Source organism: Curtobacterium sp. PhB115, assembly GCF_003752025.1.
Classification (GTDB): Bacteria; Actinomycetota; Actinomycetes; order Actinomycetales; family Microbacteriaceae; genus Curtobacterium.
This window is the reverse complement of sequence record NZ_RJKR01000010.1, coordinates 133391-157928: the sequence shown is the minus strand read 5'-3', so window position 1 is coordinate 157928 and position 24538 is coordinate 133391. Positions and strand designations below refer to the sequence as shown.

The window sequence follows — 24538 nt, the reverse complement described above, 5'->3', positions numbered from 1 at the left end:
CGCCGGTATGGTGGCGGGACCCGAACACCGCCGGCAGGCGCCGGCATCGACAGGCTGGAGCCACCATGGACCACCCGAGCTCCGAGGTCCGCAACAGCGAGATCGGCCGTGCCTACACGGAGCTCGCCCGGATCACCCGACGTGCGAGCATCCGGGCACGCGGCTCCGACCAGGTCCTCAGCGTCGTCGACCAGTCCCTCGTCGACTTCGTCGTGCAGCACGAGGGCTGCATGGCGATCGACATCGCCCGGTACCTGCGGCTCAACCGTTCGACGATCTCCCGGCAGCTGTCCGGGCTGCTCGCGACGGGGCTGATCCGCACCACCGACGGCGGCACCGGCAACGCGAAGCCCCTCGAGGCCACCGACGCCGGTCGTGCCGCCCTCGCACGGTCCGTCCAGCTGCACCGCGACGCCCTCGAGGAGCGGCTCGCGGGTTGGTCCGACGACGACATCGCGCTGCTCGCCGGGCTCCTCGAACGACTCGGGGCCGCCGACGAGGAAGGCCTGCCGATCCCCGGACGCAGCACGCCGTGACGACCTCGTTCGTCCTGCTGTCCGACACCCACCTGCCGAAGCGCGCGAAGGACCTGCCCGACGGGTTGTGGGCCGACATCGACGCCGCCGACCTCGTGGTGCACGCCGGCGACTGGGTGGACCTCGCCACGCTCGACGCGGTCGCGGGGCGTTCGCGTCGGTTCGAGGGGGTCCGCGGCAACAACGACGGCCCCGAGTTCGACGACCGACTGTCCCTCGTGGCACGGTTCACGGTCGAGGACCTGCGGTTCGCCCTGGTGCACGAGACCGGGGCCTCGACCGGCCGGGAACGTCGGATGGCCGCGGAGTACCCGGACGTCGATGTCCTGGTGTTCGGGCACTCGCACATCCCGTGGGACACCGTGGCGCCGTCGGGGCTGCGGCTGCTGAACCCGGGGTCACCGACCGATCGTCGCCGACAGCCGGACTGCACGTGGATGCGCGGGACGGTCAGCGGCGCGGAGCTGTCCGTCGAGCTGGTGCGCCTGCCGCCCGCGCGGTAGACGCCCCGCGCGGTAGACGCCCCGCCGCCCCCGCCGCCCCCGCCGCCGCCGCGACCTCGCGCCGCCGGATTTCGCGCTGGCCGACACCTCACGCGCCGCGGACCCCGTGAACTGTCGCTCAGCGCGTGAACTCGGAGGGACCCGCGCCCGCCAGCTCGAGCGGCATCCGGAAGAACGCCAGCTCCCATTCGGTCGAGCGCCGGAACGCCCGCGCCATCCGGCCCCGCTCCTCCGGGGTCGCGGCCGCCGCGAGCTCCTCGACGAGCCGGGTCGCCTCGGCACTCGACGCCGCGAAGCCGGGGTCTCCGTAGGCGGTGATCCAGTCCGCGAACGCGTGCCCCTCCGGTGCCGTCCCGAGCTGCGACCCCACCCACGCGTACACCCGGAAGCAGGGGAGCACCGCCGCCGCGAGGACCGCGACCGACCCGGAGTCCGCGGCCTGCTGCAGGTGTGCGAGGTACCCGGCGCACGTCGGGTGCACGGGGTCGTCGGCACGGGCGCCGGCGAGCCGACGGTGGTGGAGGTCCCGCGCCTCGGCGGCACACCCCTCGGCCGCCGCCGCCCAGAACGCACCAGCGCCAGCCGCAGCACCAGCACCGCCAGCACCCGCGCCAGCCGCAGCACCAGCACCAGCACCGCCAGCCCGACCCAGCGCCGCCAAGTGCCGCTCGTACGCCCGCAGGTAGTGCACGTCCTGCGCCAGGTACCCCGCGAACACGTCCGCGTCGAGCGACCCCTCCCGCAGCCCCACGAGGAACCCGCACGCGAGCGTCGACCGCAGCAGGGAGTCGACGTCGCTCCACCACACGTCGGTGAAGCCGACCGAGGGCAGCGCGGAGCGGACCACGGCGCCGTGGTCGATCGGACCGTTCCCGGATCCGACGTACAGCGAATCCGCCCCCTCCAGCGCCGCCGTCAGCCACGTCTTCGCCGACCCGACGGCCACCTCCCAGTCGCCGTGCCGCGCAGCGAGGGTCGCGATCGCACTCGACAGCGAGCACCCGGTGCCGTGCGTGTTCGACGTCGCGACCCGAGGGGCGGTGAACCGCCGGACCGACCCGGAGGGCGACACGAGCAGGTCGTCCGACGTCGGCCCCTCGTCGTGCCCGCCCTTCGCCAGCACGAGCACGTCCCACCGTGCAGCCACGGCGCGAGCGGCCTCCAGCGAAGACAACACGGCACCAGAACCGGCACCAGCACCAGCGAGCTCCGCCAACACCGCCAGCTCCGCCCGGTTCGGCGTCACCAGGTCAGCCAGCCCGAACAGCTCCCGCATCGCCGACGCAGCGTCCTCGTCCAGCAACCGGTCACCACTCGTCGCCACCATCACCGGATCGACGACGACCACCGGCGGCCGGTGCTCCCGCAGCCACTCGGTCACGACCCGCACGACCGGCGCCGTCCCGAGCATCCCGATCTTGACCGCGTCGATCGTCACGTCGTCCGACACCGCGTCGAGCTGCTCCCGCAGGAACGCGACGTCCGGCACGTGCACCGACCGCACTCCGTGGGTGTTCTGCGCGACGAGCGCCGTCACGACGCCCATCCCGTACCCGTCGTGCGCCGCGATCGACTTGAGGTCGGCCTGCAGCCCGGCGCCGCCGGTCGGGTCGGTCCCGGCGATGCTCAGGACGCGCGGGATCGTCACGACGCAACTCCTGCCTGGGCCGCGCCGGTTCCGGGGCGAGGCACCCACGGGAGGCCCGGATCACCCTGACGGGACCGTCCCGGCTCCGCCCCGTGTCCGGGTCCAGGACCCCACGCGGCCACGTACGCAGCCGCCGCGGATCCGGGGTCCGCTGCGGCGCAGATGCCCGACACGATCGCGACCCCGGCGGCGCCCGCGGCCCGGAGCGGCACGACGTCGTCGAGGGTCACGCCACCGATCGCGACGCAGGGCACGTCGGTGGCCGCAGCGAGGTGGGCGAAGCCCTCGTGCCCGAGGGCCGGCGGGTGGTCGGCCTTCGTGCTCGTCGGGTGCACGACCCCGACGCCGAGCAGGTCGACGGTCCCGTGGGGGAGCCGGGCGACGGCGGCGAGGTGCTCCGGGGTGTTCGCGGTCAGCCCGACGTGGGCGTCCGGTCCGAGCAGGGCACGGGCGGCGGTCACGGGGACGTCCGACTGGCCGAGGTGCACCCCGGCGACCCGGTGTCCGGCGTGCCGGGCGGCGAGGGCGACGTCGAGCCGGTCGTCGACCACCACGCTCGCCCGGTCACCCACGGCGTCGGCCACCGCACAGGTCAGCGCCAGGAGGTCCCGTGCCGAGGCGTCCTTGTCCCGCACCTGCACGATCCGGACGCCGGCGTGCACGGCTGCGCGCACGACCCCGAGCACGCCGACGCCGTGCCGGTCCGACAGTGCGCCGTCGGTGACCAAGTAGACGCCGTGGTCGTGCCGCAGCCCGTTCATGCCGACACCACCAGGGACGCGGCCTCGGTCTCGACGGTGATGCGGGCCTCGCGGACGACGTCCTCCGGGGTGAGCGACGCCAACCGGTCGAGGAACAGCGGCTGGAAGGTCCCCGGCCCAGCGGCGTCGCGCGCCGCGAGCTCGGCCGCGATCGTGTGCACCGCAGTGGCAGCGACGGCGGCCGCGCCGGCGTCGTCGGGCGCGACCGACGTGAACGCGGCGACGACCGCGCCGAGCGCGCAGCCGCCACCGGTGATCCGTGTCAACAGGTCCGTGCCGTTCGCGACCCGGACCACACCGATGCCCGGCGCGACCACCAGGTCGACGGGACCCGACACGGCCAGCGCGGCCACGAGCCTCCCGGCTGGACGTGGACCGGCCACGGCGTCGACCGCAGCCTCCCGGGCGTCCTCGGTGCCTGCCGTGCTGTCGACGCCGCGGCCACCGGCCGAGGTGCCGAGCAGGGCGAGGACCTCGGAGGCGTTGCCGCGCAGCACCGTCGGGTGCAACCCGAGCAGGTCTCGGGCGAGTGCGGTGCGGACGGGCAGCGAACCCACCGCGACCGGGTCGAGGACCCACGGGGTGCCGGCGTCGACGGCTGCCGTGGCGGCCTCGAGCGCAGCGACCCGTGGTTCGGCGTGCGGCGTGCCGGTGTTGACCAGCAGGGCGTCGGCGACCCGGGCGAACGGCCCCGCCTCCGTTCGGACGTCGACCATCGCGGGCGAGGCCCCGAGCGCCAACAACACGTTCGCGGTGACGTTCTGCACCACGGTGTTCGTGATGCACTGCACCAGCGGGCTCCTGGCACGCACGGCCTCGAGCAGTTCGGCGGTTCGGTGGGCCCAGGCAGGGGAGGGCGCAGCGGTTTCCATGGACGATCCCTTCGCGAGTACGAGCTCGAGCAGGTTCGACGGGTGTGATCTCAGCCGCTGGATGCGGCACCCCGTGTCTCGATCGACACCGTACACGAGGAGCTGCGTCGCGCCACGGGTCGTCGTCTCCCGCGTCGTCTCCCGCTCGTCGTCTCCGGCCCCCGTCGTCTCCGGTCACATGTGCGGCCCCGTGTGACAGGGTTGACGGGTGCCAGACTCCACGCCTCCCGGACCGCCACCGGGCCCCCGCGATCCCGGCGACGCCTGGGCGGTCGGACCCGACGGCACGAAGGCCTGGGGACTCTTCGGAGCCGCCGGTCTGCTCGTCGACGACGGCGCCGGACGGGTGCTCCTGCAGCACCGCGTCGAGTGGAGCCACCACGGCGGGACCTGGGGCATCCCCGGGGGCGCACGCCACCAGGGCGAGGACGCCGTGACCGGAGCGCTCCGCGAGTCCGCCGAGGAAGCCGGTGTGCCGCACGACGGCGTCGACCTGCGGCACACGGCTCTGCTCGACCTCGGGTTCTGGACGTACACGACGGTGGTGGGGCGTGCCTCCCGGCCGTTCGAACCGGTCATCGCGGACCGGGAGAGCCTCGCGCTGTCCTGGATCCCCGTCGACGAGGTCGATGCGCTGCCGCTGCACCCCGGGTTCGGGGCGTCGTGGCCGGCGCTCCGCGAGGCCATCGCCACCACACCGCACATCGTGGTCGACGCTGCCAACGTCGTCGGCAGTGTGCCGGACGGGTGGTGGAAGGACCGGGCCGGGGCTGCCGCACGGTTGCTGTCGTCGGTCGCGGCGCTCGCCGAGGGTGGGGTCCCGGCTGACCTGCTCGAACTGCCCTTCGCCCGGTGGTGGCCGCGGTGGACCGTGGTGCTCGAGGGCGAGGCGCGAGGGGCTGCGGGTGCGGGGGCTGCTGACGGCGCTGACGACGGTGCCGGTGCGGGTGTCGGTGTCGGTGCCGGTTCCGGTGCCGGTTCCGGTTCCGGTTCCGGTGTCGTCGAGGTCGTGCGGGCTCCGGGCTCCGGCGACGACGCGATCGTCGATGCTGCTCGTGGCGCGGTCGAGCGAGGCGACGCTCCTGTCGTGGTCGTCACGGCGGACCGCGAACTCCGTGCCCGCGTGGAGGCGTTCGGTGCCGTGGTGCGCGGCCCGTCCTGGCTCCGCGACCAGTTCTAGCGTGGGCGCGCGGTTGCGCGGGGTCGCACGGTGCGAGGTCGCACGGTGCGAGGTCGCGGGGTCGCACGGTATCGCACGGTGCGAGGTCGCGGGGTCGCACGGTGTCGCACGGTGCGAGGTCGTTCCGCGCCGCCGGCCGCAGTGTGCGAGGTTCCGCGCCCCGTGCGAGCCTGCGCGGCTCGCACACCGGTCGGAACCTCGCACCGTGGCTCAGCGCCCCTCGCACCGTGCGAGGTGCCGCGAGCCCGGCCCCGGGCTCGCACGGTGCGAGGTCGCGCCGCGCCGCCGGCCGCAGTGTGCGAGGTTCCATGCACCGTGCGACCCCGCGCGGCTCGCACACTGGTCGGAATCTCGCACCATGGCTCAGCGCCCCTCGCACCGTGCGACGCCGCACCCCGCAACCGCACCCCCTACGGGATGTACCGCCGCGACGACACGAGCACCGCTCCCCACGACGCGACCCCGAGCCCCACGACGACCCACAGGATCACCGGCAACGCCACGACGCTCGCGACCGCCGCGATGACGGCCGGCGCCAGGAACCCCGCGTACGCCGCCGCGTAGAACACCCCGGTCAGCCCGGCCAGGTCCCGCGACCCGGCGATCCGCTGCACCTCGAGCAGTGACGACACCAGCGCGATGCCGATCCCCACTCCGATGACGACGTTCGCCACGAGCCCGATCACCACGGACTGCAGCTGGATCGCGACGACGACGACCGCGATCCCCGCGGTCATGCACGCCAGTGCGGTCAGCAGCCCCCGTGCGGAGACGAGCGAATTGATCCGTGCAGCGAGTGGCTGGACGGCGCTGGACACCCCGAGCGCGACGACGGTGGCGGCGGTGGCGAACACGAGCCCCCACGTGCCGGTCGCCCCTGCGATCCGGGTCGGCAGGTACCCGTACCCGATCGCCGCCGAGCCGAAGATCCACGGTGCGGTGACGAGCACGACCCGGGTGAACCGCTTGTGCCCGGCGCTCGGGACGGCGAGCTGCCTCCACCACGGGCCGGGGACTCCACCGCGGCGGTTCGTCTCGGGGGTCCGCCACACGACGACGGCGAAGGGTGCCGCGACGGCGATGTGCACCAGGAAGGGCAGGACTTCCGGGATCGGACCCCACTGCGCGATGAGCCCGGCGACGAGTGCGCCGGACGCCGACCCGAGGGTGAACGCGAGCGAGGCGCGACGGGCCCCGGACCCCGCGTCGGCCGAGGGGTCGAACCGGCCCTGCGACAGCTCCTTCACCCAGCTGTTGCCGACCGCCATCGCGATGCCGACGGTGACGCCGGAGAAGAGTCGTCCGACTGCCAGGAACACCGGCCCGAACGGTCCGAGCGCCAGGAGTCCGCTGCCGATCACGGCGGACACGATGCCGGCGAGCATCAGGGGGCGGCGGCCGTGCCGGTCGGACAGGGACCCGGCGACGAGCAGTGCCGGCGCGAGCCCGAGCACGTAGACACCGAGGAAGACGTTGACGACGACCGACGAGTAGTGCTCGCGGCCCTCGTACATGAGCAGCAGCGGCGAGAACTGGTTCCCACCCCACGAGCAGACGAACACGGCGCCCCACACCGCGACCCAGGGCATCACCCGGGCGTCCGGGACGGCGATCGACCCGGTGGTCGGGATGCTCCCCGTCGCGCTCACAGGGCACCCCGGTGCGATGCCACGTGCGCGTGCAGCACCTCGGCGTAGCGAGTGGCGTCCCCGGCCTCCAGCGCGGCCGCGAGCGCCCGGTGGTCGTCGAGCGACGCCTGCAGCTGCGACGGCTGCACGCGCATGAGCTGGTGGCGCAGCCGGTTCTGCCGATCGCGGAGGGTCTGCGCGAACCGGATGGCGATCGCGTTCCGCGACGCGCCGATCACTGCGCCGTGGAACGTCGCGTCCGCCTCGATGAACCGGTCGACGTCGCCGGTCGCGACGGCCTGCTCCTGTTCCGCGAGCACGGCCTGGAGGCCCGGGGTGACGTCCGCCACGCGGCCGTCGGTCACGACGCGGGTCGCCGCCGTTGCCTCGATCGCCTCGCGCATCTCCAGCACGTCCGCCGCCTCGTTCGGGGACATCGGGCGCACCACCGCGCCCTTCCGGGACTCCAGCGTGAGCAGGTCCTCGGCCGCCAGGCGCAGGAAGGCCTCGTGCACGGGTGTCCGGGACACGCCGATCTCCTGGCACAGGGCGTTCTCGCTGATCGCTGCGCCACCCGGCAGGTCACCACGGATGATCGCCCGCTTCACGTGCTCGTAGGCGCGGTCGGATGCCGCCTGGGTCGTCGTCGTGCTGGTCTCCACGGCGACGATGGTACGCCCTTGCATGCAACGCTGCATGCCGTCACGTGACGTGTTGTTCACACCGACGAACGACACGTGGAGGCTCCCGTCGATACGCTGGCTCCCACGTCAACGGAGACGCACACACAGGAGGTTCCCCCATGGAGCGGATCACCAGGGCAGACGACCGCGTGCACCGCCCGGCAGGGCCGTGGACACCGACCGTGCACCGGCTGCTCGCGCACCTGCACGAACAGGGCTTCGTCGCCGCACCGGAACCGATCGAGCTGGGGCACACGCTCGAGACGGTCTCGTTCGTCCCGGGCACCGCGGGGGAGTACCCGTGGACCGACGACGTCGCGAGCGAGGCCGCCCTCGTCACGAGCGCCCGGCTGCTGCGGCACTACCACGACGCCGCGGCGACCTTCCCGCGCGACGACTCCCGCGACGTGTGGTCGCAGGCGGACCGCTGCCCTGCCGAGACGATCGTGCACGGCGACTTCGCCCCGTACAACTGCGTCTACGACGGCATCGCCGCGGTCGGTCTCATCGACTTCGACACCGCACACCCCGGCCCCCGCGTCTGGGACGTCGCGAGTGCCGTCTACCGGTTCGCACCGTTCACCACCGGCACGGTCGAGGGGTCGACGGCGCCGGCGCTCGACGAACGGCTCGCCCGCGCCGCGGAGTTCTGCCGCGCCTACGAACTCGACGACCGGTCCCGCGCGGTCCTCGCCGAGACCATCACGGCGTCGCTCGTCGCCATGGTCACGACGATCGAGCACGAGGCCGCCGCCGGGAACCCGAAGTTCGTCAGCGACCTCGCGCACGGACACGCCGACCTCTACCGGGCCGACGTCGCCTACGTCGAGGAGCACGCCGAGGCCATCACCGCCGCCGTCGCGTGACGGTGGTGCCGGGCATGCTGAGCAGATGAACCCCACCCCGGCGCAGCTCCGCACGGCGCGACTCGCCGCGCAGGGGATCGCCGTCCCCGGGCTCGACCCGACCGGTGCCGTCGAACGCATGCTCGCCGTGCAGGGGCAGGACCTCGGCCAGGTGCTCTGGGCGATCGGCGTGCGCTCGCCGGGGTCGACCCGTGACGACGTCCGAGCCGCCTTCGACCGCGGCGACCTCGTCCGCTCCTGGCCGATGCGGGGGACCCTGCACGCGATGCGGCCCGACGACCTGCGGCTCCTGCTCTCCCTGACCGCCGAACGGACGCTCCGGAGCATCGCCCGGCGCGCCGCGGAACTCGGCATCGACCAGCCGCTGCTCGACCGGGCTCGGGACACCACCGTCGCCGCGCTCACCGGGGGCAGGTCCCTCGTCCGCGACGAACTCTTCGAGGTGTACCGGACCGCGGGCATCGACCCAGCCGGGGGCCGTGGCTACCACCTGCTGCTGCAGCTCTCGCAGGAAGGACTGGTCGCGTGGGGGCCCACCGCCCGCGTCGGCCAGGGGCTCGTGCTGCTCGACGAATGGGCACCGGCGACCGAGCCGTTGCCCGACCGGGACGAAGCGCTCCGCCGCGTCCTCACCGGGTACCTTCGCGGCCGAGGTCCCGCCACCGAGGCCGACGCCGCGAGCTGGACGAAGCTCCCGCTCGGGGACCTCCGACGGGCCCGAGCCGCTGCCGGTGACGCCGTCGAGGACCTCGGCGGCGGATTCCTCGCCCTCGCCGACCGACCGACCACCGCCGGCATCCCGACCGGACACCTGCTGCCCGGCTTCGACGAGTACCTGCTCGGCTACGCGGACCGCTCCGCCCAGCTCGACCCCGCGCACGCCGACCGGGTCGTCCCGGGCGGCAACGGCATGTTCCTGGCGATGGCCGTCGTCCGCGGCCGGGTCGTCGGCACCTGGAAGCGCACCGAGCGGCGGGGCGACGTCCTCGTCACCGTGACCCCGTTCAGCCCGCTCGACGCCGCTGCCGTCCGCGCACTCGACGCCGCCGCTGCCCGCTACGCGGCGTTCCTCGGTGCACCCGTGGTGACCACCGTGGTCTGACGCGACCCGGCGCCGAGCCGCAGCCCGACGCTGCGGGGCCGCACCGCGCCTCCAGACCGGCACGGCCGACCCGCCGCTGGCACGTCGGCGCGGAACCGGCGGCGTAGGCCCAGACCGTACCCAGCAACCGTGCGGCGGACTCCGACACTCCCTCTAGTACTGTCACAAGGCCATGACCGACAGCCCGGCCGACGCCACTCCGTACGAAGTCCTCGGCGTCCCCGCGACCGCTGACGAGGAAACCCTCCGCCGGGCCTACCGGCGTGCCGCTCGCGAGTCCCACCCGGACCTCGGCGGCGACGCGCACCGCTTCCGCCAGGTGCAGCTCGCCTGGGAACGCATCGGGACGCCGTCGGCGCGGCGCGCCTACGACGTCGGTTCGCGCGGGTCCGGGTCCGGCGCGTTCGGTCCAGCTGGTTCGTCGGATGGGTCTGCTCGGAGGCCCGGCACCGGTCGCGACGACTACGCACCCCCGGCGGCGCGCCGGGACACCCGCCCGCGAGCCCGGTCCCACGGACACCCCGGCGGTCGTTCCCGCGAGGTCTTCCTGCAGGCCGAGCGCGAGTGGGTCGGACTCGGCGACCCCATCGAGGACCCGTACGACCCCGTCCTGGTGCGTTCGGCGCCCCGGCACATCCGGCGACTGCTCGGCGAGGCCCTGGCGGAAGAGGCCACCGCCTCGATCATCGCCGACATGGGCATCGGCGTGACCGTCTGGCACGACCTCGACGCCGGAGCCGACGGCAAGCTCGACCACGCCGTCCTGACGCCGAGCGGGCTCTGGGCGGTGGAGTCCATCGACTGGGGGGCACCCGTCCACATTGAGCACGGCGAGATCGTCGGCGAGACACTGGCACCGGGGGAGCGCCCCGTGAAGGAGCTCGTCCGTGCCGCCCGCGCCGTCCAGAAGCAGACCCGGGTGCGGTTCACCGGCCGGCTCCTCGTCGTGCCGGACTCCGCCGTCGAAGAGGACGTGCAGCTCGTCGGCTCCCCGAAGAAGCCCACGGCCCTCGTCGTCCGCCGCAGTGCGCTCGGCCAGGTGCTGACCGGGGTCTGGTCGCCGGTCGGCTCCGTCGACGTGTTCGAGATCCGCGACCGCCTGCAGCAGACCGTCCGGTTCGTCTGATGCCCGAACCCGTGGTCGTGCTCGTCGGTGGGTGGGAGCACCAGTGCTGCGGACCGGCCGTCGAGATCGGTGACGTCGTCGAGTACGGCGTCGTGCCCGCTGACGGCGCGCGTCGGTTCGACGAGGTCCGGCACGACACGGTGCGGACGCAGACCATCCGTGGTCGGGTGGTGGAGCTGTACGCCGTCGGGGTCGACGGTCGTGTCGCCATCGAGCGGGTGCCGAGCGGCTCGGCGCTCTGTGGGTCCGACGAGGACGACGACGGGCACCTCGAAGCGCGGTGGACCGGCCAGCCGATCACGGTCGAGTGGGCCGCCGACGAGGAGTTCGAGGTCGTCGTCGACCCGTACGGCAAGCCGCGGCGTCAGTAGCCGCGGAGCTTCTCGAGGTCGCGGCGCTCCCGCTTGCTCGGGCGTCCGGCGCCGCGGTCCCGCATCGGGACGAAGCCGGCTTCCTCCTTCGGCAGACGCGGCGGGGTCTTGTCCTCGAAGTGCTTCGCGGCCTCGGGAGCGCTCGTCCGCTTCAGGATGATCCCGGTCACGACGACGATCCGGTCGAAGCCGTTCTGCCGCACGCGGACCTCGTCACCGGGGCCGATCGGTTGCGCCGGCTTCGCGCGCTCCCCGTTCACCCGGACGTGCCCGGCCTTGCACGCAGCGGTCGCGGCGGAGCGGGTCTTGGTGATCCGCACCGCCCAGATCCAGCTGTCCACGCGAGCCTTGGCCATCCCCTCACTCTAGGCTCCCCGTACGCTGGCACGGTGAGTGCGGGCGAGCAGGACGCGATCGCGAGGGCCCGGGCGCTCGGCGTGCTGGCGGACGCCGCGATCGGGGACCGGCTCGTGGTCCGGGCCCACCACGGTGACGGCGCGCAGGACGCCCTCGGCGAGCTCGTCGCCCGGACGGTCGACACGGTCACGATCGCGACGCGCCGCGGTCCGGTCGAGGTGCGGCTCGCCGACGTCGTCGCTGCGAAGCCGGTCCCGCCGCCTCCGCCGCCGCGCGCTCGTCGCCGCTGACCCCGCACGGTGCGAGGGTCGCGGCGCCGCGGGTCGCACGGTGCGAGGTTCCGGCGAGTGTGCGGGGCCGCGCGGGTGCCACCGTGCGAGGAACCTCGCACACTGCGGCACCGGGCACGGCGCGCCCTGCCCCGCGCGAACCCGGCGAGCCGCGGGCCCCCGGGCGCCCCTCCCGACGTAGCCTCGTGCCATGGCAGTCCCCGTCCCGCTCGGCACCGAGGACCGCACCGCCCGCCTGACCCTCCGCCGCCCGGACCGCTGGCGCCGCGAGGACTCCTCCCAGGCGGACCTGCGCGTCACCGGCGACGACATCGTGCTCACCGTCCGCTCCCGCCCGAGCGACCGCGCGATCGGCGACGAGAACACCGGCCTCCTCGCGCGGCTCCCCGGCTCGGTCGACGGCCTGCTGCTCGTCGGCTGCGACACCTGGACCGCCGCCGGAGCCCCGGCTCGACTCGTCGAGTACGTCCGCCCCGACGACGAGGGCGACGTCGCGGGAGCGCACCTGCTCTTCGTCACCGGTCGGCACCGTGTGGACCTGACGATCGAGCGGCCCCTCCGCCGACTGCTCGAGACCGACGACCTCGTGTTCGCCGTCCTCGAGAGCGTCCGCGCGACCGAGCCGGTGCCGGTGCGACCCGAGCGTGACCTCGAGCCCCTGCCGGACCCCGCGCCGGCACCCGCCCTCGACGGACCCCGGCTCAGCGCCGCCGCCGTCGGCACGCTCGGGAGCCTCGCCGGCCGCCGTTGGAACCCGACGCTCCTCCGCACCGCCGCGGGCCGCGAGCTCATCGAGGCCGGTCTCGTCGGCCGCCTCGGCACGCTGCCGGAGGCGACCCAGACCCTCCTCGGGCCCTGGCAGGGCGATGCCCAACCCGTCACGCTGGAACAGCACCTGCCCGACGGCGGCGAGTCGCGCCTCCAGGCCTGGTCGGAGACCGTCGTCGACGGGACCGACGAGACGGGCCTCGTGGTCGCGTCCCTGACACCGGACCGCGTCGTCGCGCTGGCGGCCGGGAGGCTCGGCGTCGGTCCGGCATGGACCTTCCCGTTCCGCACGGGGTCGCTCCCGGCGCACCTGCTCGGGCGGAAGCTCGCCGGCGGTGCGGACGCACCGGACCTGCCGGAGTCGCTCGTCGAGGCGGACCCGCGGCTCGCGCGGTTCTGGGCGGCACCCTGGACGGTGTCGTACCTGCGTCGGCCCGGCAAGCCGAAGCCGATCACGATCGTGCACGCGGACGAGCTGGGGTTCGCCCGCGTGGGCAAGACGGAAGCCGGGGAGACCGTCTTCGTGACGGACTCCCCGGCCAACGTCCACCGGTCGCTCGTGCGGGCGCTGCTGCCGGCCTAGATCAGGCGGCGGGACCGGCGGTCAGGGTGACCGTGACGGTCTTCGCGGCGCCGGTGGTGTCGGTGTAGCCGACGGTGACCTTGTCGCCGACGGAGTGCGACTGGATCGTCTCGGTCAGCTGGTCCGAGGTCGTGATCGCGGTGCCGTCGAGGCTCGTGATCGTGTCACCGGCGACGAGGCCGGCGCTCTCCGCACCGGAGCCCTCGACCGTGCCGGCGACCGCGACGCCGGTGGTCGTGCTGGTGGCGCTGCTGACCTCCACCCCGAGGAACGCGGGCAGACCGATGGTGATCGTGTCGGAGGACTCACCGGCGAGGATCTTCTGCGCGATGGCCTTCGCGGTGGTGATCGGGATCGCGTACCCGGTGACGTCCGTCGTGCCCGAGGACGCTGCGGTCGCCATGCCGACGACCTCGCCCTCGCTGTCGACGACGGGGCCGCCGGAGTCGCCGGAGACGATGTTCGCGGCGATCTCGATCAGGCCGGTCAGCGACTCGGTGCCGGTGCCGGACTCGCTCTGGACCTGGATGTCCTGGTCGGTCGCGGTGACGGTGCCCTCGGCGGCGACGAGGTTGCCCGTGCCCTCCGCGTTGCCCACGTCGGTGACGGTGTCGCCGGTCGACGGCTCACCGTCGTCGTCGAGCGTCACGGTGGACAGCCCCGAGGCGTCCTCGAGCTTCAGGACGGCGACGTCGTTGGTGGCGTCGGTCCCGACGACGTCGGCCTTGTACTCCTTGCCGGTGGTCTCGTCGGTGACGGTGATGCTCGTCGCGCCCTGGATGACGTGGTTGTTCGTCAGGACGGTGCCGTTCGAGCTGAGGATCATGCCGGTGCCGGCGGCCTGCGAGGACTCGTCGTAGTTCAGGACCGTGTTGATCGTGACGACGCCCTTCTTCTGCGCGGTCGTCGCGGCGGTGGCGGCGGACTCGGTGCTCGTCCCGGTGCTGCCGTCGGTGCCGGTGCTGCCGTCGCTCGAGCCGGTGCCGTCGCCGGGGACCGTGAAGCCGTTCGTGCCGTCGCTCGTGCCCGAACCGGTGCCGGTGTCCGGCAGGGTCGTGGTGCCCTGCGACTGGCTCGACGTCGTGGTCGTGCTCTGCGACGACAGGCCGAGGGCGGTGCCTCCGGCAGCGCCGACGATCGCGAGTGCGGCGATGCCGGACCCGATCATCAGGCCGAGGCGGCGGGGACGCTTCGTCGTCGCGCCCGGGTGGTTCGCCGTGGCGGCGGTGTGCGCCCAGGCGTGGTGGGTGCCGGTGAGGGCCGGGCTGCCGATCAGGTACGGGCCGCGGCCGTCGGGGGAGTAGGCGTAGGGGCCGGAGCCGTCCGCGCCGTAGAGGTACGGGCCGGAACCGTCGAACGCGTACGCGGGGCGCAGCGTGGCGGGGTCGGCGTGCGGCGCCTCCCAGCTGATCCCCGGAGCCTGCTGCTGCGCGGCCTCGGTGCGGGCGGTGCCGTTCTCGTCGTGGTCGGCGGCGGGGGTCGGGTTCTCGTTCATCGGTGCTCTCCGGTCGTCCCTCGACGACCCGGTCGGGTGTCGATGGAGACCAGTACAAGCGGCTTCCCCATGACGGAGCTATGAACGAACCCTGCGACCGCTCCGGGGTTGCTCGGGGACCGCCGTACGAGGCCCTCCGTTAGGCTCGCCTTACTTCCCATGCGTTCCCCGTCGTCCACGCCCCCGGCTCCCAGTTCCGTCGCCCGCCTCGTCGGTGCGACCGTGCTGGCCGTCGTCGTCCTCGCGGTCGCGGTGGCGCTCTCGATCGCGTACGGGTCCAGGCCGATCCCGCTCGGCACCGTGCTCGACACAGTCCTGCACCCCGGCCGGAACGACGAGGTCGGCCTGATCGTCCTCGGGAACCGCGTGCCCCGGACCGTCGTCGGGCTCCTCGCCGGGGCAGCCCTCGGCGTCGCCGGTGCGGTCATGCAGGGCGTGACACGGAACCCGCTCGCCGACCCCAGCGTGCTCGGCATCAACTCCGGTGCGGCACTCGCGGTGGTCGTCGGCATCGCGGTGTTCGGCGTCAGCGGCACGGCGGGCTACCTGCCCTTCGCGTTCGCCGGCGCAGCGCTCGCGGCCGTGCTCGTCTACGGGATCGCCGCGGTCGCCAGGGGCGGGCTGACCCCCGTCGGTCTCGCGTTGTCCGGGGCGGTCGCCGCCGCCGCGCTGTCGTCGGTCACGACCGCGGTGCTCGTCACGAACGCGAGCCTGCTCGACCAGCTGCGGTTCTGGCAGGTCGGTGCCCTCGCCGGCAAGGACCTCGGCACCGCCGGCATCATCACCGTCCCGGTCCTGGTCGGACTGGCCATCGCGTTCGGTCTCGGTCGCTCGCTGAACACCCTCGCGCTCGGCGACGAACTCGCGGCGTCGCTCGGGCAGCGGGTCGTCCTCGTCCGGGCCGTCGGCGGGCTCGTCACCGTGCTGCTCGCCGGGTCGGCCGTCGCCGCTGCGGGACCGATCGCCTTCGTCGGGCTCGCCGTCCCGCACGCCGTCCGGCGCCTGAGCGGCCCCGACCACCGCTGGACCATCCTGCTGTCCGCGACCGTCGCCCCGGCGCTGCTGCTCGTCGCCGACGTCATCGGCCGCGTCGTCGCGTACCCGGGGGAGCTGCAGGTCGGCATCGTCACGGCGCTCATCGGTGCGCCGGTGTTCATCGCGCTGGTGCGCTCGAGGGCGGTGCGCGGACTGTGAGCGCCGAGCAGGTGGGTCCGCGTCGGCTCCGGGGCCGACGTCGCGAGGTCGTGGTGCTCGTCGCCGTGGTCGCACTGATCGTGGTCCTGGTGCTCGTCGGCCTCGGCGTCGGCTCGATCCCGCTCACGCCGGCGCAGGTCGTCGGCGCGCTCGTCGGGCAGGGCGACCGGATCTCGGACTTCGTGATCGGCCAGCTCCGCGGGCCGCGTGTCCTCGGCGCCGTGCTCGTCGGTGCGAGTCTCGGCGTCGCCGGGGCGATCGTGCAGAGCGTCGTGCGCAACCCCATCGCGAGCCCGGACGTCATCGGCATCTCGTCGGGTGCGAGCGCCGCTGGGCTCACCGCCATCGTCCTGTTCGGGGCATCGGGCGGAATCCTGTTCTCGGTCGTGCTCGTCGGCGCGGTCGTCGTGTCCCTCGTGATCGCCGGGCTCGCCTGGCGCCGGGGGATCACCGGCAACCGGGTCGTCCTGGTCGGCATCGGCGTCGCGGCGATCTGCCTGAGCATCACCGGGTGGATGCTCACGAGCGGCACCGTGACGCAGGCCGGCACCGCGCTGCTCTGGCTCTCCGGCAGCCTGAACGCCGTCGACCGGAACCTGGTCGGGGTGCTCGGCGTCGCGTTCGTGGTGCTCATGGTCCTCGCCCTCGTGCAGTCCCCGCGCCTGACCGTGCTGTCCCTCGGTGACGAGGTCGCCTCGGCCCTCGGGCTCCGGCCGAACCGGGCGAAGGTGCTGCTGCTCCTGACGGCGGTGTGCCTGACCGCGGCGGCGGTGGCGACGGCGGGCCCGGTGTCGTTCGTGGCGCTGATGGCGGCGCCGATCGCCCGTCGGCTCGTCGGCGGAGGTCGCGTGGCGCTCGGGCCGGCGGCGGCCGTGGGTGCGGCGATCACGCTCGGGAGCGACCTCGTCGCCCAGTTCGCGATCCCGGGCAACGCGCTGCCGGTCGGCGTCGTCACCGGGGTCGTCGGCGCCCCGTACCTGCTCTGGCTCCTGGCGCGCGGTCGCTGACGCGGTCGCAGAGCGGGTCGTGACCCCGCCACCCGCCGGAGCGAGCCGGCGGGGCGGACCCGCACCGTGCCTCCAGGCCGACGTCGCGTGACCACACGCCGGACGCGAGCCGTACGCCCACGCGTCTTCCGACAGGACACGCGTCGATCGCCTCGTGGATCGTCGCTCGATGCGCACGCATCCACTCGCCCGGACGCTCCGCGGCAGCGACACGCCCCCGATGCGGCCATCCGCGCAGCATTGCGGGATCCCGCACGGCACGCCCAGAACCCCCCGTCCGGGTGTCCGTACCGATCGTTCCGTCCCCCTACGGTCGAAGACGACCCCGGGGCTCCCCGACAGCGCACCGACCCGATGGAGCGCTGGCCCCGAGGAACGAAGGACCGTCATGCCCGAACAGCTGGACGGCGCGCCCGTGCGCCGTCGCCAATGGGGCGCCGAGCGTCGTACCCGCCCGCTCGACACCCTCCACGAACGTCCCTCCGACCGGAAGCTCGTCTCCGGTCGCGTCGCGATCATCCTGACCATCGCCTTCTGGCTGGCCTACGTGATCTACACCGTCATCCGCCAGTTCCTCGACTCCGGCGCGGAGAGCTTCCGCTTCACGACCGAGGCCGTCTCGTACCTCGTCGTCGTGACGTTCCTGACCTTCTCCGCCCTCATGCACCTGGTCGCCCGCCAAGGTGCGATGGAGCGGTTCTCCACCCACGTCCGCGTGCCCCGCGCCGAACTCGACCGGCACTTCGCCGAGGGACACGAGGTGCCGATGACGGTCCTCGTGCCGAGCTACGCCGAGGAGCCCGACGTCGTCGCCACGACGCTGTGGTCGGCCGCGCTGCAGGAGTACCCGAGCTTGCGCATCGTGCTGCTCGTCGACGACGCGCCGTTCCCCACCGACCCGGAGACGCTCGACAAGCTCGAGCGCACCCGTGCCGTCGCCGAGACGATCCAGACCCAGCTCGCCGCACCGTCGAGCCGCTTCCAGGAGGCGCTGCTCTCCGCCGAGGTCGAGGCCGCCAACGCGCCGTTCGCCAGCGTCGACGCCCTCCGCACCCTGGTGGAGCACCACCGCTGGGCCGACGCCTGGCTCCGCCGCCACGCCCGTGAGCACGACGTCGTCGACCACGTGGACCGCTTCTTCCACGACCAGGTCCTCGTCGAGCTGGCCGACGAGCTCCGCCTGACCTCCGAGGCGCTCGAGGCCGCGATCGTCGACGCGATCGACGCCGGCGCCGCGTTCACCGAGATCACCTCGGCCCGCGCCGTCGAACTGCAGCGCCGCCTGGCCTGGACCTTCACGGCCGAGATCACCACGTTCGAGCGGAAGCGCTTCGCGAACCTCTCCGACGAGGCGAACAAGGCGATGAACCTCAACGCCTACATCGGGCTGCTCGGCGGTGCGTACGCCTTCGAGGAGACCGCCAGCGGCACGATCCTCCGCACGGTCACCGACCCGGAGGACGCCGACCTCGTCGTCCCGGCGTCCGACTACGTGCTGACCCTCGACGCCGACTCGGTGCTGCTCCGCGACTACTGCCTGCGCCTGGTGTACTTCCTCGAGCAGCCGGAGAACGCCCGCGTCGCCGTGACGCAGACCCCGTACTCGTCGTTCCGCGGCGCCGCGACCCGCATCGAGCGGCTCGCCGGTGCCACCACGGACATCCAGCACATCCTCCACCAGGGCATGTCCCGCCACAACGCGACCTTCTGGGTCGGCGCGAACGCGGTCATCCGCACCCGGGCGCTCCGCGACATCGAGGAGGTCGAGACCGTCGGCGGCTTCGAGGTGAAGCGCTACGTGCAGGACCGCACCGTCATCGAGGACACCGAGTCGAGCGTCGACCTCGGCATGCACGGCTGGACCCTCGTCAACTACCCCGAGCGTCTGTCCTACAGCGCGACCCCGCCGGACTTCGGCTCGCTCATCGTGCAGCGTCGCCGCTGGGCGAACGGCGGGCTGCTCATCCTGCCGAAGTACATCCGCCAGGTCCGTGAGCGTCGTGCCCGTGGCGAGCGGGTCGGCATCGTCGAGATGTCCCTCCGCGTCAACTACATGGCGTCCATCGCCTGGGCGTCCTTCGGCCTGATCTTCCTGCTGGCGTACCCGTACGATTCCCGGCTGCTCAGCCCGATGGTGCTGCTCGCGGCGCTGCCCTACTTCTGGCTCCTCAGCAGCGACCTGAAGTACTGCGGCTACAAGCGCACCGACGTGTTCCGCATCTACGGCTTCAACCTCATCCTGATGCCGGTCAACGTCGCCGGTGTGCTGAAGAGCATCCAGCAGGCGCTCACGGCGAAGAAGATCCCGTTCGCCCGCACGCCGAAGGTCCGGGACCGCACCGCGTCGCCGGCGCTGTACGTCCTCGCGCCGTACGCCATGGTCGTCTTCTCGGTGTTCACCTTCGCCCGCGACTACCAGGCGCAGAACTGGGGCAACGCCGTGTTCGCGGCCTTCAACGCCCTGCTCGCGATGTACGCCATCGTCGCCTACATCGGAGTGTGGAACTCCGTCGTGGACGTGTGGCTCTGGGCCACCAGCTGGATGTACTACGACCCGTCGGCTCGGGCTGCTGCCCGTGCGGGGCGCCGTGCCGAGCGGATCGCGCGGAAGGCGGTGGCTCGCGGTGTCGTGCCCGAGACCGTTTCCGTCCGCGACACCGAGGACTGGCGTGCGGTGCTGTACTTCGGCCACCGCGGCGGCCGGATGCCGGTGCGCCACCACGCCGACGTCGTCGGAGCGAGCGCGACGACCGGCGCAGCGGCGACCGGCGCAGCGGCGACCGGCGCAGCGACGACCGCCGCAGCGGCGACGGCCACCGCCACCGCCACCGCCACGAGCTCCACCCCCACCGACACCGAACGGACCGCTGCCTGATGTCCACCACCAGACGACTCTCCCCGTTCCGGGTCGGCATCGCCGTCGTCCTCACCGCCGCCCTCGCCACGGCTGCCTACGCCGGGTTCGACCGGTGGCAGTCGGCCCAGGCCGCCGAGACCCAGCAGTCCTGGTTCGCCGCGTACACCGACGTCACCGTCACCCCGACGTTCGCCTTCGAGGACGTCAAGTCCGCCAAGGGCCGCGACGTCATGCTCTCCTTCGTGGTCGCCGACAACGACGCCGCCTGCACCCCGACGTGGGGTTCGGCGTACTCGCTGCAGGGTGCCTCGGACTCGCTCGACCTGGACCGGCGCGTCGCCCGACTGGAGCAGCAGAAGGGTGAGGTCGGCGTCTCGTTCGGCGGCCTCGCGAACGACGAGCTCGCCACGACCTGCACGGACGCCTCCGATCTGGTGAGTGCGTACGCGAAGGTCGTCAAGCGCTACGACGTCAGCACGGTCGACTTCGACGTCGAGGGCGACGACCTCACGAACCACGCTGCGGGGGAGCGCCGCGCGAAGGCCGTCGCGGCCCTGCAGGAGGAGCGCCGCGCCGCCGGGCACCCGCTCGCCGTGTGGCTGACCCTGCCAGCGGCCCCCGCCGGGCTCACGGCCGACGGCACCACCGCGGTCGCGCAGTTCCTGAAGGCCGGCGTCGACCTCGCCGGGGTCAACGCGATGACGATGGACTACGGCGACGGCAAGGGCGCGAGCCAGAGCATGTACTCGGCCTCGGTGCAGACCCTGCAGGAGGTCCACCGGCAGCTCGGCGTCCTCTACAAGCGCTCCGGCACGCCGCTGTCCGACGCGACGCTCTGGCACAAGGTCGGCGCGACGCCGATGATCGGCCAGAACGACGTGCAGGACGAGGTGTTCACCCTCGCCGACGCGAAGAAGCTGAACACGTGGGCCCGTGACAAGGGCCTCGGCCGGATGTCGATGTGGTCCCTGAACCGCGACACCACGTGCGGGTCGAACTACGTCAACCTGTCGACGGTCTCGAACTCGTGCTCCGGTGTCGACCAGGACGGTGTGCTGTTCGCCGACGTGCTCGGCAAGGGCTTCAGCGGCGGCATCGTCGCAGCGGCCTCGGACGTCACCACGGCCGAGCCGTCCGCCACCGTGCAGCCGACGGACGACCCCTCGACCAGCCCGTACCCGGTGTGGAGCACGGACGCGTCGTACCTCGAGGGCACGAAGGTCGTCTGGCACCGCAACGTCTACGAGGCGAAGTGGTGGACCTCCGGCGACCTGCCCGACGACCCGGTGCTGAGCGCGTACGAGACGCCGTGGCAGCTCATCGGCCCCGTCCTGAAGGGCGAGAAGCCGGTCGCACAGGTCACGCTCCCGAAGGGCACGTACGACCCCTGGTCGGGCACGAAGCAGTACGACACGGGTGACCGGATCCTCTTCGACGGGGTTCCGTACCAGGCGAAGTGGTGGAACACGGGCGACAGCCCGGAGGCCTCCACCAGCGACCCGGACGGGTCGCCCTGGGTGAAGTTGAAGGACTCGGAGATCAAGGAGATCCTGTCGGCTCTCCGCGAGTAGGTGGTGCGGGCCACCGACTGACGGGAGGCACGGTGCCAGCTGGCACCGTGCCTCCCGTCGGTCTCCCCGCACGTCTCCCGGCCCCGCTCGCGCCGGTCCCGCGCGTTCGCGGTCCGCGGACGTCGTGCACAGCCCCGTTCGGGGCTGCCGCTGGGGTGCTGGTTTCCGATACGCTTGTGGGCCAAGAGGAGGAGGTCCACCGATGCCAGATCCAGTGGTCCCGCAGCCGGGCGGTCAGAAGACCCCGGAGCAGCGGCTGGTCGACACCACGCTGACCTTCAGCATGGACATGGGCGCGGCGCTCACCGCCGAGTCCGGAGTCTCGACCGAAGAGCGTGAGGCGGTCAACGCCCTGCCGTCCGGGTCGGCGCTGCTCGTGGTGCGCCGTGGTCCGAACGTGGGTGCGCGGTTCCTCCTCGACTCCGACGTCACGACGGCCGGTCGTCACCCCGACGCCGACATCTTCCTCGACGACGTCACGGTCTCGCGCAAGCACGCGCAGTTCCTGCGGCACGGCACGAGCTTCAGCGTCAAGGACAACGGCTCCCTGAACGGCACGTACTTCGACGGTGTCCGCATCGACGAAGCGCTGCTCACCGACGGGTCCGAGGTCCAGGTCGGCAAGTTCCGCCTGACGTTCTACGCATCTCGGGTCGACCTGGCGCGCCTGGCGAACGCGTAGTGGCCGCACGGTCCGCTGCGGCCCGGGCGGGGTCCGCGGCGCCGGACCTGCTCACCATCGGGCAGGTCCTCGCTCGCCTCAAGCCCGAGTTCGCGGACCTGTCGAGTTCCAAGCTGCGCTTCCTCGAGGAGCGCGAGCTCGTCACGCCGATCCGCACGGCCAGCGGGTACCGCAAGTTCTCGGCGGCCGACGTCGACCGCCTCCGGGTGATCCTCGGCCTGCAGCGCGACCACTACCTGCCGCTCAAGGTCATCAAGGACTACCTCGCCGACCTCGATGCCGGTCGCGAACCGGTGCTGCCCGGCGGGGGCGACGCGCCGAAGCCGTCGATCCTCGGCCGAGAGCGCCGCTACACGCGCGACGAGACCGTCCGCGCTGCCGGAGCATCGCCGATGCTGCTCTCCGACGCCGTGTCCGCGTCGCTGCTGCCGGCCACCGAGACCTACGGTGAGGACAGTGTGTCCGTGCTCAAGGCCCTCGTGGAACTGCAGCGCACCGGCATCGAGCCGCGGCACCTCCGCACGCTCCGCAGCACCGCCGAGCGCGAGGTCGGGCTCATCGAGTCGGCGCTCATGCCGGTGTCCCGCCGTGGTGACGCCACCTCGCGGGCGAAGGCCACCGAGCTCGCGCGCGAGATCGCCGGGCACCTCGAGGTCATCCGGTCGAACCTGATCCGTGCGGCGATCGGTCGTCTCGACGCATGACGGTCTGCGGTGCTCCGACAGGGGTTGTGCGTCGGTGGGTGGGGCGTATCCTCGACACGCCGGACGCGCCGAGTCGGATGTCCCGCGCAGGACCGGTCGGAGTCGCTACCGTTGACCTCGGAACAACTCTCAACCCGTCGTTGAACCTTCGGGTGGGAGCTCGATCGTCGTGGAAGGCAAGCTCATGAGTGGGAACGACACCCCTGGCACCGAGTCGGACACGACGCGGTACGACCTCGGGCTGCTCTTCACCGACGGCCTTCCCGAGCACGACGAGCAGAACGGGTACCGCGGCACCGTCGCTGCCCGTGCCGCCGGCATCTCGTACCGCCAGCTCGACTACTGGGCCCGCACCGAGCTCGTGCAGCCGACGATCCGCGGGGCCGCCGGCTCCGGATCGCAGCGCCTGTACGGGTTCCGCGACATCCTCGTGCTCAAGCTCGTGAAGCGGCTGCTCGACACCGGTATCTCGCTCCAGCAGATCCGCACCGCCGTGAACCAGCTGCGTGAGTCGGGCGTGTCCGACCTGGCGCAGACCACGCTGATGTCCGACGGCGCCTCGGTGTACCTGTGCACCTCCGACGACGAGGTCATCGACCTCGTGTCCCGCGGCCAGGGTGTCTTCGGCATCGCGGTCGGCAAGGTCCTGCGCGAGGTCGAGACCTCCCTCGTGGAGCTCGACGCCACCGCCGCGGCCGACCCCGCAGACGAGCTCGCCGCTCGCCGGGCCACGCGCGCTTCCTGACCCGCGCTTCCCGTCCCGCGTTTCCCGCCGCGCGCTCGTACCGCGTGGTCGCGCCCCGTCGTGCGCGCGTCGTCGCCGAGGTGCCATGAACCGCCGTGCGCGCGTCGCCGAGGTGTCGCAAACTGCCGTGCACACGGCGCCGATGGGTCGCAAACTGTCGTGTGCGACGGCTTCGGGCGACAGTTGGTGAGCTCTCGGCGGACGTGAGTGGCATGTCGTGACCGCTGGGCGAACCGGGGCCGGGCGTGTCTACCGGGGTCGGGGCGTGCCTCCCGGCCGTCGGCGAGTGGTCGCGAACCGTCGTGCGTGCGTTGCCGAGGTGTCGCGAACTGTCGTCTGCGCACCCTCCGGGCGACAGTTGGTGAGCTCTCGGAGGACGTGAGCGGCATGTCGTGACCGCTGGGCGAACCGGGGCCGGGCGTGTCTGCCGGGGGCGGGGCGTGCCTCCCGGCCGTCGGCGAGTGGTCGCGAACCGCCGTGTGCGCGTTGCCGATGTGTCACGAACCGTCGCCCGCGACGGCCTCCGGCGACAGTTGGTGACACCTCGGCGGAGATGAGCGGCATGTCGTGACCGCTGGGCGAACCGGGGCCGGGCGTGTCTGCCGTGGGCGGGGGCGTGCTTCCCGGCGGTCGCGAGTGGTCGCGAACTGTCGTGTGCGCGTCGGCGAGTGGTCGCGAACTGTCGTGTGCGCGTCGCCGAGGTGTCACGAACCGTCGCCCGCGACGGCCTCCGGCGACAGTTGGTGAGCGCTCGGCGGACGTGAGCGGCATGTCGTGACCGCTGGGCGAACCGGGGCCGGGCGTGTCTACCGGGGTCGAGGCGTGCCTCCCGGCCGTCGGCGAGTGGTCACGAACCGTCGTGTGCGCGTTGCCGAGGTGTCGCGAACTGTCGTGTGCGACCGCTCCGAGCGACAGTTGGTGAGCGCTCGGCGGACGTGAGCGGCATGTCGTGACCGCTGGGCGAACCGGGGCCGGGTGTGTCTGCCGGGGTCGGGGCGTGCCTCCCGGC

General features: G+C 73.0%; 23 protein-coding genes and 1 riboswitch. Of the genes, 16 read left to right on the top strand and 7 right to left on the bottom strand.

The window, feature by feature from the left end; all coding sequences use genetic code 11:
- Nucleotides 1-65: 65 nt before the first annotated feature.
- Together EDF19_RS14910 and EDF19_RS14905 are read left to right on the top strand one after the other, a co-directional pair.
- Nucleotides 66-536: a MarR family winged helix-turn-helix transcriptional regulator gene (locus tag EDF19_RS14910; protein ID WP_123681641.1), complete on the top strand. Its 471-nt coding sequence runs from the start codon at nt 66-68 to the stop codon at nt 534-536.
- Complete coding sequence (locus EDF19_RS14905) at nt 533-1039, top strand: metallophosphoesterase (protein WP_123681640.1); 507 nt, start codon at nt 533-535, stop codon at nt 1037-1039. Before EDF19_RS14910 ends, EDF19_RS14905 begins: the two co-directional genes overlap by 4 nt.
- Before the next feature lie 118 nt (nt 1040-1157).
- Here EDF19_RS14905 and thiD read toward each other — a convergent pair whose 3' ends face one another.
- From thiD to thiM, 3 genes are all read right to left on the bottom strand, one after another.
- Nucleotides 1158-2687: a bifunctional hydroxymethylpyrimidine kinase/phosphomethylpyrimidine kinase gene (gene thiD / locus EDF19_RS14900; RefSeq protein ID WP_123681639.1), complete on the bottom strand. Its 1530-nt coding sequence runs from the start codon at nt 2685-2687 to the stop codon at nt 1158-1160.
- Nucleotides 2684-3448 (bottom strand): thiamine phosphate synthase, encoded by a 765-nt coding sequence (gene thiE / locus EDF19_RS14895; RefSeq protein ID WP_260217224.1) that lies wholly within the window; start codon nt 3446-3448, stop codon nt 2684-2686. Before thiE ends, thiD begins: the two co-directional genes overlap by 4 nt.
- Nucleotides 3445-4320: a hydroxyethylthiazole kinase gene (thiM, locus tag EDF19_RS14890; protein ID WP_185022878.1), complete on the bottom strand. Its 876-nt coding sequence runs from the start codon at nt 4318-4320 to the stop codon at nt 3445-3447. Before thiM ends, thiE begins: the two co-directional genes overlap by 4 nt.
- Nucleotides 4309-4404, bottom strand: a riboswitch (TPP riboswitch). It overlaps the preceding gene by 12 nt.
- 124 nt (nt 4405-4528) lie before the next feature.
- Here thiM and EDF19_RS14885 point away from each other — a divergent pair.
- Complete coding sequence (locus EDF19_RS14885) at nt 4529-5500, top strand: NUDIX hydrolase (protein ID WP_123681638.1); 972 nt, start codon at nt 4529-4531, stop codon at nt 5498-5500.
- 410 nt (nt 5501-5910) lie between these two features.
- On the opposite strand, the gene EDF19_RS14880 is transcribed toward EDF19_RS14885, so the two are convergent.
- Both EDF19_RS14880 and EDF19_RS14875 read right to left on the bottom strand, forming a co-directional pair.
- Entirely contained in the window at nt 5911-7149 is a 1239-nt protein-coding gene (locus tag EDF19_RS14880) for an MFS transporter (protein WP_123681637.1), read from the bottom strand.
- On the bottom strand, nt 7146-7790 hold the full coding sequence (locus EDF19_RS14875; RefSeq protein WP_221180680.1) for a GntR family transcriptional regulator: 645 nt from the start codon (nt 7788-7790) through the stop codon (nt 7146-7148). The genes EDF19_RS14880 and EDF19_RS14875 overlap by 4 nt, the downstream gene beginning before the upstream one ends.
- Before the next feature lie 140 nt (nt 7791-7930).
- On the opposite strand from EDF19_RS14875, the gene EDF19_RS14870 reads away from it, so the two are divergent.
- The 4 genes from EDF19_RS14870 (at nt 7931) to EDF19_RS14855 (ending at nt 11276) form a co-directional block, all read left to right on the top strand.
- Nucleotides 7931-8677 carry a phosphotransferase enzyme family protein gene (locus EDF19_RS14870; protein ID WP_123681636.1) on the top strand — a complete coding sequence of 249 codons (747 nt, stop codon included), beginning with the start codon at nt 7931-7933 and terminating at the stop codon, nt 8675-8677.
- A 25-nt stretch (nt 8678-8702) separates the two neighbouring features.
- Nucleotides 8703-9779 carry a winged helix DNA-binding domain-containing protein gene (locus EDF19_RS14865; RefSeq protein WP_123681635.1) on the top strand — a complete coding sequence of 359 codons (1077 nt, stop codon included), beginning with the start codon at nt 8703-8705 and terminating at the stop codon, nt 9777-9779.
- A 172-nt stretch (nt 9780-9951) separates the two neighbouring features.
- Nucleotides 9952-10905 (top strand): nuclease-related domain-containing protein, encoded by a 954-nt coding sequence (locus EDF19_RS14860; RefSeq protein WP_123681634.1) that lies wholly within the window; start codon nt 9952-9954, stop codon nt 10903-10905.
- Nucleotides 10905-11276, top strand: coding sequence for a hypothetical protein (locus EDF19_RS14855; protein WP_185022877.1), 372 nt, complete (start codon nt 10905-10907; stop codon nt 11274-11276). The genes EDF19_RS14860 and EDF19_RS14855 overlap by 1 nt, the downstream gene beginning before the upstream one ends.
- On the opposite strand, the gene EDF19_RS14850 is transcribed toward EDF19_RS14855, so the two are convergent.
- Nucleotides 11270-11632 (bottom strand): RNA-binding S4 domain-containing protein, encoded by a 363-nt coding sequence (locus tag EDF19_RS14850; RefSeq protein WP_070418630.1) that lies wholly within the window; start codon nt 11630-11632, stop codon nt 11270-11272. The two genes, EDF19_RS14855 and EDF19_RS14850, sit on opposite strands and share 7 nt — an antisense overlap.
- A 33-nt stretch (nt 11633-11665) precedes the next feature.
- On the opposite strand from EDF19_RS14850, the gene EDF19_RS14845 reads away from it, so the two are divergent.
- Together EDF19_RS14845 and EDF19_RS14840 are read left to right on the top strand one after the other, a co-directional pair.
- Entirely contained in the window at nt 11666-11923 is a 258-nt protein-coding gene (locus EDF19_RS14845; RefSeq protein ID WP_260217222.1) for a hypothetical protein, read from the top strand.
- Between the two features lie 190 nt (nt 11924-12113).
- Entirely contained in the window at nt 12114-13274 is a 1161-nt protein-coding gene (locus EDF19_RS14840; RefSeq protein WP_123681633.1) for a hypothetical protein, read from the top strand.
- A 1-nt stretch (nt 13275) separates the two neighbouring features.
- Here the strand turns inward: EDF19_RS14840 and EDF19_RS14835 are convergent, their stop codons facing one another.
- Complete coding sequence (locus tag EDF19_RS14835) at nt 13276-14769, bottom strand: S1C family serine protease (protein WP_260217221.1); 1494 nt, start codon at nt 14767-14769, stop codon at nt 13276-13278.
- Nucleotides 14770-14928: 159 nt separating this feature from the next.
- Between EDF19_RS14835 and EDF19_RS14830 the strand changes: the two genes are divergently transcribed.
- From EDF19_RS14830 to EDF19_RS14800, 7 genes are all read left to right on the top strand, one after another.
- The gene (locus EDF19_RS14830; RefSeq protein ID WP_123681632.1) at nt 14929-15963 is read left to right on the top strand and encodes an iron ABC transporter permease; all 1035 of its coding nucleotides are present in this window, start codon (nt 14929-14931) and stop codon (nt 15961-15963) included.
- Nucleotides 15960-16970 carry an iron ABC transporter permease gene (locus EDF19_RS14825; RefSeq protein WP_260217220.1) on the top strand — a complete coding sequence of 337 codons (1011 nt, stop codon included), beginning with the start codon at nt 15960-15962 and terminating at the stop codon, nt 16968-16970. Before EDF19_RS14830 ends, EDF19_RS14825 begins: the two co-directional genes overlap by 4 nt.
- A 388-nt stretch (nt 16971-17358) precedes the next feature.
- The gene (locus EDF19_RS14820) at nt 17359-19845 is read left to right on the top strand and encodes a glycosyltransferase family 2 protein (protein WP_123681631.1); all 2487 of its coding nucleotides are present in this window, start codon (nt 17359-17361) and stop codon (nt 19843-19845) included.
- Nucleotides 19845-21398 (top strand): chitinase, encoded by a 1554-nt coding sequence (locus tag EDF19_RS14815; RefSeq protein WP_123681630.1) that lies wholly within the window; start codon nt 19845-19847, stop codon nt 21396-21398. The genes EDF19_RS14820 and EDF19_RS14815 overlap by 1 nt, the downstream gene beginning before the upstream one ends.
- A gap of 202 nt (nt 21399-21600) precedes the next feature.
- Nucleotides 21601-22080, top strand: coding sequence for an FHA domain-containing protein (locus tag EDF19_RS14810; RefSeq protein WP_123681629.1), 480 nt, complete (start codon nt 21601-21603; stop codon nt 22078-22080).
- Nucleotides 22080-22784 (top strand): MerR family transcriptional regulator, encoded by a 705-nt coding sequence (locus EDF19_RS14805; RefSeq protein WP_123681628.1) that lies wholly within the window; start codon nt 22080-22082, stop codon nt 22782-22784. The genes EDF19_RS14810 and EDF19_RS14805 overlap by 1 nt, the downstream gene beginning before the upstream one ends.
- 184 nt (nt 22785-22968) lie before the next feature.
- Entirely contained in the window at nt 22969-23529 is a 561-nt protein-coding gene (locus EDF19_RS14800) for a MerR family transcriptional regulator (protein ID WP_123681744.1), read from the top strand.
- Nucleotides 23530-24538 lie beyond the last annotated feature (1009 nt).

Coding starts and splice junctions, on each gene's coding strand:
- EDF19_RS14910 (WP_123681641.1), top strand. CDS start 66: ATGGACCACCCGAGCTCCGAGGTCCGCAACAGCGAGATCGGCCGTGCC.
- thiE (WP_260217224.1), bottom strand. CDS start 3,448: ATGAACGGGCTGCGGCACGACCACGGCGTCTACTTGGTCACCGACGGC.
- thiM (WP_185022878.1), bottom strand. CDS start 4,320: ATGGAAACCGCTGCGCCCTCCCCTGCCTGGGCCCACCGAACCGCCGAA.
- EDF19_RS14870 (WP_123681636.1), top strand. CDS start 7,931: ATGGAGCGGATCACCAGGGCAGACGACCGCGTGCACCGCCCGGCAGGG.
- EDF19_RS14865 (WP_123681635.1), top strand. CDS start 8,703: ATGAACCCCACCCCGGCGCAGCTCCGCACGGCGCGACTCGCCGCGCAG.
- EDF19_RS14860 (WP_123681634.1), top strand. CDS start 9,952: ATGACCGACAGCCCGGCCGACGCCACTCCGTACGAAGTCCTCGGCGTC.
- EDF19_RS14855 (WP_185022877.1), top strand. CDS start 10,905: ATGCCCGAACCCGTGGTCGTGCTCGTCGGTGGGTGGGAGCACCAGTGC.
- EDF19_RS14850 (WP_070418630.1), bottom strand. CDS start 11,632: ATGGCCAAGGCTCGCGTGGACAGCTGGATCTGGGCGGTGCGGATCACC.
- EDF19_RS14840 (WP_123681633.1), top strand. CDS start 12,114: ATGGCAGTCCCCGTCCCGCTCGGCACCGAGGACCGCACCGCCCGCCTG.
- EDF19_RS14835 (WP_260217221.1), bottom strand. CDS start 14,769: ATGAACGAGAACCCGACCCCCGCCGCCGACCACGACGAGAACGGCACC.
- EDF19_RS14830 (WP_123681632.1), top strand. CDS start 14,929: ATGCGTTCCCCGTCGTCCACGCCCCCGGCTCCCAGTTCCGTCGCCCGC.
- EDF19_RS14820 (WP_123681631.1), top strand. CDS start 17,359: ATGCCCGAACAGCTGGACGGCGCGCCCGTGCGCCGTCGCCAATGGGGC.
- EDF19_RS14815 (WP_123681630.1), top strand. CDS start 19,845: ATGTCCACCACCAGACGACTCTCCCCGTTCCGGGTCGGCATCGCCGTC.
- EDF19_RS14810 (WP_123681629.1), top strand. CDS start 21,601: ATGCCAGATCCAGTGGTCCCGCAGCCGGGCGGTCAGAAGACCCCGGAG.
- EDF19_RS14800 (WP_123681744.1), top strand. CDS start 22,969: ATGAGTGGGAACGACACCCCTGGCACCGAGTCGGACACGACGCGGTAC.